Below are 12,902 nucleotides of genomic sequence, written 5' to 3' on the forward strand. Positions count from 1 at the left end.
AAAACTCCGTAATTTAGATTAATCTAGACTACGGAGTTTTCTTTTATTTTTTTTCTTTACTTTCTAGGAATTCTCTATAAGAATTAGCAAATGTCTTAGGTGTAGTATCCATAAATTTCTTAAATTCTCTATGGAAATGAGACTGATCTGAGAATCCATAGCCTGAAATTAATTTACCAATTTCAAGATTAGGATACTTAATAAATTCCTTAATAACGCATTGGAATCTTATTAGTTTGGCCATATCCTTAGGTGTAATACCAAATGCTGTATAGAATATCCTTGTAATATGTCTTGATGAATATCCGTACTTAGCAGCAAAATCTAGAATTGAACACGAACCGTCGCTATTAATAATATCATCAAGTAAAGTATTTACAAAAGGAGCTACAGGTACATAAGTCTTACTATTAGCTAAGTAAGATGTAAATGCCTTTAAACGTTCCTTTGATGATTTGCAGTTTCTAAGGGAATCTACGAGCATTTTTTCATATGAATCTTTTTCAGGAGTATAATCCGAAACAGTATCTTTTAAAAGTGCAGGATATGATGAATTATCAGCGCCCTTACCAAAATAAGCTCCTCTTTCATCAAAGCGAATTCCAAAGAAATGCTTATATGCTTTAAGATTTACCTCAGTATATTCTGTGTGTAAACCTATACAACAAAAGATAGAATCATCGTCATCATCATTGTAACCAATTATCCATTCTGTATAAGGAGAAGGGATAATTCTAAGTGTAAGTGGTGTAGCTTTACTTGCATCAAGTTCGTAAACAACCATTCGACTAGGCGAATATAGTGTATTAGTAGTAACTGTAAATGCACTAGTGTCTAATCCAAAGAAAGGCTGAATCATATTACTAGCTATACTCATATTTACCTCCTTAATATTATTTTATAAAATATACGACGTTACTAAAAATAAAAAAACAAATTTTGTAGTAATATATAGTATTATTATAATAATATAAGAATTTAATGTCAATAAAATTATGTCCAATTTATTCAAAAAATCATAATAGGCGGTAAAATTAATCCATAAACTATTGATTATTTCTATAATATATAATGTTAATTTTATAACATTCAACTATAGTAATAGATAAAAAAACAAAACCTCACTAATAACATAGTTATTTTATTATCACATAACGTGAAAAATTTAACTAAGTAAATTGATGGTATACAAATTATAGTGTCAATTTATGTATTTTAATTAAAAGTTTATGTTTTTCGGTTTACTTTTTTGTGCGAAAATAATAAAATAACAATAGTTGGCGTTATGAACTAATAATGTCAAATCATCAAAAGGAGGATGAAATAAAAATGGCAAGAGTGAAACATTCTATGGATGGTAACACAGCCGCAGCTCATGTAGCTTATGCTTACACAGAAGTAGCTGGTATCTATCCAATTACACCATCAAGCCCTATGGCTGATGTAGTAGACCAGTGGTCTGCAGCCGGTAGAAAAAATATTTTTGGAAACACAGTTAAGGTTTCTGAAATGCAGTCTGAAGCAGGTGCAGCAGGAACTGTTCATGGTTCTTTAGCAGCAGGTGCTTTAACAACAACATTTACAGCTTCTCAGGGTCTTTTACTTATGATCCCTAATATGTATAAGATTGCTGGTGAGCAGTTACCTTGTGTATTCGACGTATCTGCTCGTACAGTAGCAACACAGTCACTTAATATCTTTGGTGATCATAGTGATGTGTACGCATGTCGTCAGACAGGTTTTGCAATGCTTTGTGAAACAAATCCACAGGAAGTTATGGATCTTTCTCCAGTAGCTCACTGTGCAGCATTAGAAGGTAAGGTGCCTTTCCTTAACTTCTTCGACGGTTTTAGAACATCTCATGAAATTCAGAAGATTGAAGAATGGGACTACGAAGACCTTAAGGATATGTGCCCAATGGATGCAGTAGAAGAATTCAGAGCTCATGCTCTTAATCCAAATCATCCAGCAATGCGTGGTTCTCATGAAAATGGCGATGTATTCTTCCAGCATAGAGAAGCATGTAACACAGCTTACGATGCTCTTCCAGCTGTTGTTGAAAAATATATGGCTAAGGTTAATGAAAAGTTAGGTACTAACTATGATTTATTTAACTACTATGGTGCAGCTGATGCAGATAGAGTTATCGTAGCTATGGGTTCAATCAACGACGTATGTGAAGAAGTTATTGATTACTTAACAGCTAAGGGTGAGAAGGTCGGCCTTATTAAGGTTAGATTATATCGTCCATGGTCTTCTAAGAACTTACTTAAGGTATTACCTAAGTCAGTTAAGAAGATTGCTGTTCTTGATAGAACAAAGGAACCAGGTTCTCTTGGTGAACCTCTTTACCTTGATGTTGCTACAACACTTCGTGAAGCAGGCTTAAATGACATCACATTAGTTGGTGGTCGTTACGGTCTTGGTTCTAAGGATACACCACCTTCATCTGTATTCGCTGTTTATAAGGAATTAGAGAAGGATGCTCCTAAGAATAGATTTACAATTGGTATCGTTGATGATGTTACTAACCTTTCACTTCCAGAGGTTAAGCCAGCTCCTATTACAGCTGCTGCAGGTACAGTAGAATGTAAGTTCTGGGGTCTTGGTGGTGATGGTACAGTAGGTGCTAACAAGAACTCTACTAAGATCATCGGTGACCATACAGATAAGTATATTCAGGCATACTTCCAGTATGACTCAAAGAAGACAGGTGGTATCACAATTTCTCACTTAAGATTTGGCGATAACCCAATTAAGTCTCCTTACTATATTAACCAGGCTGACTTCGTTGCATGTCATAACCCATCATATGTAATCAAGGGTTACAAGATGGTTCAGGACGTTAAGCCAGGCGGAATCTTTATGATCAACTGCCAGTGGTCAGACGAAGAATTAAATGAACATATGCCTGCTGAAGCTAAGCAGTATATCGCTAAGAACAATATTCAGTTATATACAATTAACGCTATTGATAAGGCTATTGAAATTGGTATGGGTAAGAGAACTAACACAATCTTACAGTCAGCATTCTTCAAGCTTGCTAACGTAATGCCAATCGATGAAGCAGTTACATTTATGAAGGAAGCTGCTAAGAAGTCTTACTCTAAGAAGGGTGACGCAGTAGTTGAAATGAACTACAAGGCTATTGATGCTGGTGTTGACGCTCTTCATAAGGTAGAAATCCCAGCTGATTGGGCTAATGCTACAGCTGAGAAGAAGGTAGTAGATCGTAAGGGTCGTCCAGCTACAGTTAAGATGGTTAACGAATTACTTGATCCTATCGGATTAATGGATGGTGATAGCCTTCCAGTATCTGCATTTAAGGATTGTGCAGATGGTCAGTTTGAAACAGGTGCTTCTCAGTATGAGAAGAGAGGTACAGCTGTTATGGTTCCTGAATGGGATCCAACAAGCTGTGTTCAGTGTAATAGCTGTGCATTTGTTTGTTCACATGCAACAATCAGACCATTCATCTTAAATGAAGAAGAAGTTAAGGCTGCTCCAGCTAATATTAAGTTAGCTGATTCTAAGCATGCAGTAGATACAACAATGAAGTTTACAATGTCTGTATCTCCACTTGATTGTATGGGTTGTGGCGAATGTGTAACTGTTTGTCCAGCTGCTGCTAAGGGTGCATTAAAGATGGTTCCACAGGAATCACAGGCAGAAGAACAGCCAGTATTTAACTACTTAGTAGAAAATGTTGGTAAGAAGGAGATTAAGCCTGCATTTACAGACCTTACTCCTATTGGTTCTCAGTATAACCAGCCATTACTTGAATTCTCAGGTTCATGTGCAGGTTGTGCAGAAACATCTTATGCTAGATTAATTACACAGTTATTTGGTGAGCATATGTACATCTCTAACGCTACAGGTTGTTCTTCAATCTGGGGTGGTCCAGCTGCTACATCACCATATACAGTAAATAAAGACTCATTAAAGGGACCAGCTTGGGCTAACTCATTATTTGAAGATAATGCTGAGCATGGTTTCGGTATGTACTTAGGACAGAAGGTTCTTAGAGAGCAGGCTATTGCTAAGTTAACAGAAATGTATAACTCAGATAAGGCTACAGATAGCTTTAAGGCTGCTTACGATAAGTTCATTGAAACTAAGGAAGATACAAGAAATAACTCACAGGCTGTTGATGTATTAGTAGCTGAATTAGAGAAGGCTGCTGCTGCAGGTTGTGACATCGCTCCAGAAGTTCTTGCTAAGAAGGATTACCTTGCTAAGAAGTCTGTATGGATCTTCGGTGGTGATGGTTGGGCTTACGATATCGGTTTCGGTGGTCTTGACCATGTACTTGCTTCAGGCGAGAATGTTAATGTAATGGTATTCGATACAGAAATGTATTCTAATACAGGTGGACAGGCATCTAAGGCTTCTAACATTGGTGAAGTTTGTCAGTTTGCTGCTGCTGGTAAGGAAATCGGTAAGAAGTCTCTTGCTGAAATCGCTATGAGCTATGGTTACGTTTATGTAGCACAGATCGCTCTTGGTGCTAACCCAGCTCAGGCTGTTAAGGCAATTGCTGAAGCTGAAGCTTATCCAGGTCCATCACTTATCATAGGTTACGCTCCTTGCGAACTTCACGGTATCGCTAAGGGTGGTATGAACCACTGTCAGGATGAAATGAAGAAGGCTGTTAAGTCTGGTTACTGGAACCTCTTCTCATTCAACCCAGCTAATAAGGCTGAAGGTAAGAATCCATTCACACTTACATCTAAGGAAGGTGACGGATCTTATCAGGAATTCCTTAACAATGAAGCTCGTTATACAAGACTTGTTAAGCCATTCCCAGAAAGAGCTGAAAAACTCTTCGCTGAATCAGAAAAGGCTGCTAATGACAGATTTAAGCATCTTCAGAAGCTTGTTGCTCTTTACGGACAGGAAGACTAATAAAGACTTTAATTTAATAGATAATAACTAGGGATTAGTTATTAAGAACAGTTGGTACGCAAAGACCCGAATAGTAATGCTATTCGGGTCTTTTTTTATCGATTTTGTTAATTTATGCTTATATGCTATACTGTTGTTAAGAACAAAAATTGCTATATATTAAGAATTAAATATAGCTGACCAATGATTAATTGGAGGTATTTATGGATTTTTTTGAAGATATGAGCTGTTGTGGTCATAATGGAATGGAAGTAAAGTGGTCAGATACCTGTAATATCTGTGGTAAGAAACTTGTAGGTACAGATAGAGTTGTAGATTATATTGTTCCTTTAAGCGAGGGTGGTACAACTAATGTAGATAATCAATTTTATGTTTGCAGAGATTGCAAATATAAAAGACAAAGTAAGGAAATGGCTATCAAAAGATAGTTTGTTGGAGGAAAAATGAAGGAATACCGTAAGGAAATAGTAAATGCTATTTTTACAAATTATATAGTGGTTTACGAAATTGATTTGGATAAAGACTTAATTAGTTTGGTTTATAAGGACGAAGGAGAAGATCTAAGCAATTTTTTAGATGAGGGAAGATATTCATTAATAAATTCAAAATATGCGATTAATCAAATTGAGAAAGAATATTCAAGAGAATTTGAAAGACGCGGTGCTATTGATAATTTAAGAAGAGAATTAAAGGAAAAAATTAGTTTTAAATTTAGTTTTGCAGGATATGACGGAAAGGTTAGAACTGTAGAATATAGAAGGGTAGAAGCACTAGATAATGATGATATAAGAAAGGTTTTAATGTCATTTTGCAGACTAGAAGATGACAGAGCTAGTGCTTTTAAATTAAAAAAAGAAAGACAAAAACATAGGGATTTACTTGAAGAAGAATTAAATAAGATAAAAGAAATTAGTCAGTCAAAATCAAGGTTTTTATCTAATATGTCCCATGATTTAAGAACTCCTATAAGTTCTATGATGGGATATATAAACTTAGCCAATATGCACCTTGATAATAGGGAATTAGTTGAAGATTATCTAAAAAAGATAAACACAAATTGCGACCAATTACTTGGAATAATCGATGATGTACTTAGTATTTCTCAAATTGAAAGTGGTAGAGTAACAGTAGATGAGCAAAAGTTTAGCATAAATGAAGTGGTTGATGAAATTGTAGCTTTAATTACTCCCCTTGCTAATAAAAAAGAGCAGGAATTAATTGTTGAGAAATCATATGAGAATGATGAAGTATTAATGGATAAGATTAAGGTGGAAAAAATTCTTATAAATGTACTTAATAATGCTATTAAATACACTCATAGATGCGGAAAAATCATATTTAGAATTTTGGCTAAAGGGGACGTGGCTGATGGTAATTTAGGCTATAGATTTGAAATTGAAGACAATGGCGTTGGAATAGATAAAAGCTTTTTAGAGCGAATTTTTGAGCCTTTTGAAAGGGAGAATGATAGAGAAATCGCTCAAATTCAAGGAACAGGCCTAGGACTATCAATTACAAAGGAAATCATAAAGGTACTTGATGGTAAGATTGATATACAAAGCGTGAAATACGAGGGTACTAAGGTTGTAATAGACTTAAGCTTTAAGCCATTTAGACAGGATATTTTAGCTAAATATGAGGATTTTAATATTAGAAATCTAAGAAGAGCAGAAGATATTGCTAATCAGAGAACATTCAACAAGAAGAGATTTTTAATTGTGGATGATAATGAGGCTAATTTAGAGATATTATCTACTTTTTTACAGGATTTAGGAGCAACAATTGATATTGCAACTAACGGAATGGATGCTATTAAGATAATTAGTGATAGTGATATATATCAGTATAATGCTGTATTAATGGATATTAAGATGCCTATTCTTGATGGAGATGAGGCAACTAGGGAAATTAGAAAGCTAGATAATAGAACTATTGCTTCCATTCCAATTATTGGAATTAGCGCCAATGTTTATCCTATGGATAAGGAAAGAGCAATGGATGCTGGAATGGATGCATACATTGTAAAACCTGTTAATGTAGATGAACTATTAAGAGTTCTAAAGGATATAATGCTTTAAAATAAAAACCCTAATTGATTATAATAATCAATTAGGGTTTATTTAAAATCTGTATGTATTTTTTATACTTGTTGTTATATCAGATAATTTGTTTATTATTTTAGTGTCTAATTTATCCAATTTGCATTTTGAGATGCATCGCTTTAATTCATAGGTCTTGTGCTTTAATTCTCTATAGGTGCTTTTATCAAGCTCTTTTTTATGGGCTTTAATATAGCTACTATACTGATTTAATGTTTGCACTGAATCATTATATATATCAATTAATTTTTGATATTCTTCGTCCTTTTTTCCAAAAATATTAGCTTCCCATTTTGCTTTTTCAATTTCTTCATCTGACATGGTGTTATTAGCAGTAATGGTTATTGATTGTTTATTGCCGGTTCCAAGGTCCTTGGCAGAAACACTAAGTATACCGTTGGCGTCTATATCAAAGGTAACCTCAATTTGAGGTACGCCACTTAAAGCTTTTTTAATTCCTGAAAGTCTAAAATTTCCAATTAGTTTATTGTCCCTTGTAAACTTTCTCTCCCCTTGAAAAACCTTAATATCTACAGAGGTCTGGAAAGCACTTGCAGTTGTAAAAATTTGACTATGTCTAGTTGGTATAGTTGTATTTCGCTCAATTAATCTATTGGAAATACCACCTATTGTCTCTATGGATAAAGATAGAGGGGTAACATCCATAAGTAGAATTTGTGAGGCTCTAGAGCTTGGAGTTAGCTGATTATTTAGCTTTCCTCCTAATATAGCAGCACCAAGAGCTACACATTCATCAGGATTAATATTTCTTGTAGGCTCTTGTTTCATAACCTGTCTTAGGGTATCAACTACAATTGGCATACGAGTTGACCCACCAACTAATATTACAGAATCAATGTCTTCTTTTTTTAGTCTGGCATCTTTAAGGGCATTTTCTACAGGTATAAGGGTTTTATCAACTAAGTCCTTAGTAAGTTCGTTAAATTTGGCTCTTGTAAGGTTATATTCTAGATGATATGGTACACCTTTAACCTGGGTAATAAAGGGAATATTAATTGTAAAGCTTAGGGCACAGGATAGTACTTTCTTAGCATTCTCAACCTCTTCTTTAAGTCTAGTTAAGGCTACATAATCCTTAGATAAGTTAATTCCTGTGGATTCGTTAAATTCCTTTATAAGAAATTGACAAATTCTTTCATCAAAATCATCTCCGCCAAGGCGGTTATTTCCTGATGTTGCTAGTACTTCAATGGTATCATCATCAATTTCAATAATAGACACATCAAAGGTGCCTCCTCCTAAGTCATAAACAAGGATTTTTTGTGGCTTACCATTGTCAAGACCGTAGGCTAGGGCAGCAGCTGTAGGTTCATTTATAATTCGAATTACATTTAGTCCTGCAATTTTTCCAGCATCCTTAGTTGCAGTTCTTTGTGCATCGTTAAAGTATGCAGGAACAGTAATTACAGCATCTGTTACCTCTTCGCCTAAATAGCTTTCTGCATCTTCCTTAAGCTTCATAAGAATATATGCTGATATTTCCTGTGGTGAGAAGGTTTTTGAACCTATCTTTTTTTGATGGTTAGTTCCCATATATCGTTTTATTGAAAAAATTGTGTTTTCCGGATTAAGAGCTGCTTGTCTTTTTGCAAGATCACCAACTAAGCGTTCATTTTGCTTAGTAAAAGCAACTACAGAAGGGGTTGTTTGATAACCTTCTTGATTGGTTATAACCACTGGGTAATCCCCTCTTGTAACGGCAACACAACTGTTTGTTGTACCTAAATCAATGCCAATAACTTTTCCCATAAATAGCCTTTCCTTTGTTTTTACTAAGTTATATTTTAGCATGTAATTTTCAATTTAAAATGCATAAACAATAATAAATAATAAAAAAAGTATAAATTTAGCTTATGAGAATTTATTGTTTATATTTAGCTTGAAATATGGTAATTTATTATGGTAATAAATGTGTTTTTAACTAATAGTTAAAGCTTGTAGGAAGTCAGATTGACTTGTGGGAGGTAAAATTGGCAGGATCAATATTAGGTAATATTTTTAAAATATCCACATGGGGTGAATCTCATGGCAAAGCAGTTGGAGTAGTTATTGATGGATGTCCGGCAGGATTGGATTTATGTGAAGATGATATTCAAACTTTTCTTGATAGAAGAAAGCCTGGAACATCGCAGTTTACAACACCAAGAAAAGAAAATGATGAGGTGGAGATTCTTTCAGGGGTTTTTGAAGGTAAGACAACGGGAACACCTATTTCATTGCTTGTTTATAATAAAGAGCAAAGATCAATAGATTATAGTGAAATAGCCTCATATTATAGACCAGGACATGCGGATTATACATTTGATGCTAAATATGGATTTAGAGATTATAGAGGTGGTGGAAGAAGCTCTGGTAGAGAAACTATTGGAAGAGTGGCAGCAGGCGCCATTGCCATAAAGATTCTTGATAGACTTGGCATTAGAATTAATGCTTATTCTAAGGAAATTGGCGGCATTTCAATAGACTATTCTAGATTTGATGCAAAGGAATGTAATAATAATCCTTTTTATATGCCAGATAGTGTGGCAGCAGCAGCTATAGAGGATTTTGCTGCGCAAAAAAGAGCAGAAGGTGATTCAGTTGGTGGCGTAATTGAATGCGTTATTAAAGGAGTTATGCCTGGAGTTGGAGAAACGGTTTTTGAAAAGCTTGATGCTAATTTAGCTAAGGCTATTATGTCCATTGGAGCTTGTAAGGGCTTTGAAATAGGTGATGGTTTTGAAGTTTCAAAATCCCTTGGAAGTACTAATAATGACAGTTTTACAGTTAATGATGGAAAGCTAGATAAGAAGACTAATCATGCAGGAGGCATTCTTGGTGGAATGGCTGATGGTAGTGACATTGTATTTAGAGCAGCCTTTAAGCCAACACCTTCAATTTCTAAGCTTCAAAGAACAGTAAATAAGTCAATGGAAGAAATAGATGTAAGTATTAAGGGGCGTCATGACCCAATGGTAGTGCCAAGAGCTGTGGTTGTGGTAGAATCAATGGCAGCAATTACACTTGTGGACTTGATTTTTATGAACATGACCTCTAAAATGGATGAGATTGTATCATTTTATAAAAGATAAAAATATAAAAAGCACAATAATGAAAGTAGGAGAAAAAGATGTATAAGATTTTAGCAACATCTGGAAATGCCAAAAGAGCTGAATTCCAAACAGTTCATGGTACAGTTCAGACACCTGTATTTATGAATGTTGGTACAGTGGCTGCCATTAAAGGAGCAGTGGCAACTACAGATTTGAAAGAAATAGACACACAGATAGAATTGTCTAACACATATCACCTTCACGTACGTACAGGAGATAAATTAATTAAGGAGTTAGGTGGACTTCATAAATTTATGAATTGGGATAAGCCAATTCTTACAGATTCAGGCGGATTCCAGGTATTTTCTTTAGCTGGATTACGTAAGATTAAGGAAGAGGGAGTTACTTTCCAGTCACATATTGATGGACATAAGATTTTTATGGGACCTGAAGAAAGTATGCAGATACAGTCAAACCTTGGTTCTACTATTGCCATGGCCTTTGATGAATGTGCACCAGCTAAGGCTGATAGAGATTATGTTGAAAAATCCGTAGCAAGAACAACTCGCTGGCTTAATCGTTGTAAAAAGGAAATGGATAGATTAAATTCATTAGAAGATACAGTAAACCCACATCAGATGCTTTTTGGTATTAATCAGGGTGCAGTTTATGATGATATTAGAATTGAGCATGCTAAAAAAATCGCAGAAATGGACTTAGATGGATATGCAGTAGGAGGTCTTGCAGTAGGTGAGACTCATGAGGAAATGTATCATGTACTTGATGTAACAGTTCCTTATTTACCTAAGGATAAGCCAACTTATCTTATGGGTGTTGGTACACCGGCTAATATTCTTGAAGCTGTTGATAGAGGTATTGATTTCTTTGATTGTGTTTACCCTTCAAGAAATGGTAGACATGGTCATGTATATACTAAATTTGGTAAGATTAATCTCTTTAATGCTAAGTACGAGAAGGATTTAAAGCCAATTGAAGAAGGCTGTAATTGTCCTGCATGTCGTAATTATTCAAGAGCTTATATAAGACACCTACTTAAGGCTAAGGAAATGCTTGGTATGAGACTTTGTGTATTACATAACCTTTATTTCTATAATCATTTAATGACAGATATAAGAGCTGCTATTGAAGCAGGTAATTATAAGAGCTTTAAGGATGAGAGATTATATCTTCTTAAGACATACGATAAGAAATAACTTGTAATTTATTATTATTTAATAGACATATAATGGATTTTGGTTTATTATTTTTAAAGTATGTTAGGGATTAGACCAATCATATTAAGCAAAATATAGGAGGATTTTATGAATCAGGCAATTATTATGATTATTTATATTGTTGCTATCGTGGTTATGATGTATTTCTTAGCTATTAGACCACAGAGAAAGCAGCAAAAAGAACAGGAAATGCTTTTAGAATCTATGGCAGTAGGAGATGCAGTTTTAACAACAAGCGGCTTTTATGGTACAATAGTTAGCATTTTCGAAGATGATGTTATTGTTGAATTTGGTGGTAACAAGAATTGCAGAATAACAGTTCAGAAGAAGGCTATTGCTCAGGTTGAAAAGACTGATAATTCAGAAAACTAATTTTTCTTAAATAGAAAAGACTTAAAACTTATTAAAGTTTTAAGTCTTTTTTTAATGCAAATAATTTTTACTTATGGTATAATTATCTAAAATTATTGTGATTTTTATTTTGGGGGAATAATGAAAAGTAAAGTAAAAGCTTTATTTAAGCTAAATGCAATCATTTTTTTATATGCATTTATAGTATGTTTAGTTGGTGTATGCATTTTATCAATAAGCTTTATTAACAGAAGTAATTCCTTAATCAAAAGCACTAGTTCAAGTATACAAAATAATATATCTTTAGGAGATCTAGAGGAATTAAACGAATATGTAGGGACAATTTTCTCCTCAAGAAATATTTCCCTTGGTGAAAATGAAGTAAATAAGGACCATGTATCAGCTTTTGGTCATTTAAAGGAATATGAAGAATATAAAACTATACAAAGGGAAATAGCTTTAATTAAGGAATCTAATAGGGATATTTACGACTTAGGAATTCTCTATATTGATATAGATAATAATAGAATGGTTTATTTAGTAGATTCAGGGGCTTATGATTTGGGCTTTTGCAGAGGCCTTAGTTACGATTATTATACTAAGTTGGTTCTAAAAAAGAATGCATCAATAGGTAAGGTAAATAATAAGCTCTGTATATATAAAGGTGGCAATTTAACAAACGAAAAGTCTGTTGTAGTTGGCACTGTTACAATTTCAGTATCAACAGCTAGATGGATTGCTAATGTAAGAATTTTTATTATTGCCTTAGTTATTATTTGGCTTATAACATGTCTGATTTGTTCAATTTGTTATGTATATATACCGGATTTTTATAGAAATGCCTATGCTTATTTAAAGGCAACAAAGGTTATATATAAGGCAAGGAAGGAAAGAAAGGAAAGACTTAAAGAACAAAGGCAGCAAACAAAGAATGTTAAAAAAGAAAGTTTGGATGGATTTAAAGAAGAACTTGAAAAAAACGACATTGACGAAAAAGACGTTGAAGAAAAAGGACATAAAGAAGAAATAGAAAGTAATGAAGAAAAAGGACATGAAAAAATAGAAAGTATTGAAGAAAAAGGACATGAAGAAGAAATAGAAAGCATTGAAGAAAAGGGACTTGAAAAAGAAGAGGAAAAATTAGAAGAAACAGACAGCGCAGATGATAAACCTAAGTCTGTTAAGAGGGAAGTTAAAGAAGGGGAGGAAGACCATCCGGTTATGGACTGGATAGTGGATCAATTAAAGTAAATTAAACT

The 12,902-nt window shown here is 34.1% G+C and carries 9 protein-coding genes; 7 read left to right on the forward strand and 2 right to left on the reverse strand.

Going from position 1 to position 12,902, the window contains the following annotated elements:
* Positions 1-43 precede the first annotated feature (43 nt).
* A complete protein-coding gene (locus T537_RS0105610; protein WP_027437792.1) occupies positions 44-877 on the reverse strand; it encodes a helix-turn-helix domain-containing protein in 834 nt (277 codons plus the stop codon).
* Positions 878-1,329: 452 nt separating this feature from the next.
* On the opposite strand from T537_RS0105610, the gene nifJ reads away from it, so the two are divergent.
* From nifJ to T537_RS0105625, 3 genes are all read left to right on the forward strand, one after another.
* On the forward strand, positions 1,330-4,905 hold the full coding sequence (nifJ, locus tag T537_RS0105615) for a pyruvate:ferredoxin (flavodoxin) oxidoreductase (RefSeq protein ID WP_031556665.1): 3,576 nt from the start codon (positions 1,330-1,332) through the stop codon (positions 4,903-4,905).
* Between the two features lie 203 nt (positions 4,906-5,108).
* Entirely contained in the window at positions 5,109-5,333 is a 225-nt protein-coding gene (locus tag T537_RS0105620; RefSeq protein ID WP_027437794.1) for an HNH endonuclease, read from the forward strand.
* A 15-nt stretch (positions 5,334-5,348) separates the two neighbouring features.
* Positions 5,349-6,983 carry a hybrid sensor histidine kinase/response regulator gene (locus tag T537_RS0105625; RefSeq protein WP_031556666.1) on the forward strand — a complete coding sequence of 545 codons (1,635 nt, stop codon included), beginning with the start codon at positions 5,349-5,351 and terminating at the stop codon, positions 6,981-6,983.
* 42 nt (positions 6,984-7,025) lie between these two features.
* Here the strand turns inward: T537_RS0105625 and dnaK are convergent, their stop codons facing one another.
* Positions 7,026-8,774 (reverse strand): molecular chaperone DnaK, encoded by a 1,749-nt coding sequence (gene dnaK, locus T537_RS0105630; RefSeq protein ID WP_031556667.1) that lies wholly within the window; start codon positions 8,772-8,774, stop codon positions 7,026-7,028.
* 221 nt (positions 8,775-8,995) lie between these two features.
* On the opposite strand from dnaK, the gene aroC reads away from it, so the two are divergent.
* The 4 genes from aroC (at position 8,996) to T537_RS11995 (ending at position 12,894) form a co-directional block, all read left to right on the forward strand.
* Entirely contained in the window at positions 8,996-10,096 is a 1,101-nt protein-coding gene (aroC, locus tag T537_RS0105635) for a chorismate synthase (RefSeq protein ID WP_031556668.1), read from the forward strand.
* A gap of 38 nt (positions 10,097-10,134) precedes the next feature.
* On the forward strand, positions 10,135-11,271 hold the full coding sequence (gene tgt / locus T537_RS0105640) for a tRNA guanosine(34) transglycosylase Tgt (protein ID WP_031556669.1): 1,137 nt from the start codon (positions 10,135-10,137) through the stop codon (positions 11,269-11,271).
* Between the two features lie 108 nt (positions 11,272-11,379).
* Complete coding sequence (yajC, locus tag T537_RS0105645; RefSeq protein WP_031556670.1) at positions 11,380-11,664, forward strand: preprotein translocase subunit YajC; 285 nt, start codon at positions 11,380-11,382, stop codon at positions 11,662-11,664.
* A gap of 120 nt (positions 11,665-11,784) precedes the next feature.
* Positions 11,785-12,894 carry a hypothetical protein gene (locus T537_RS11995; protein WP_034244323.1) on the forward strand — a complete coding sequence of 370 codons (1,110 nt, stop codon included), beginning with the start codon at positions 11,785-11,787 and terminating at the stop codon, positions 12,892-12,894.
* Positions 12,895-12,902 lie beyond the last annotated feature (8 nt).

The organism is Lachnospira multipara LB2003 (genome assembly GCF_000702205.1).
In the GTDB taxonomy this organism is placed as follows: Bacteria; Bacillota; Clostridia; order Lachnospirales; family Lachnospiraceae; genus Lachnospira; species Lachnospira multipara_A.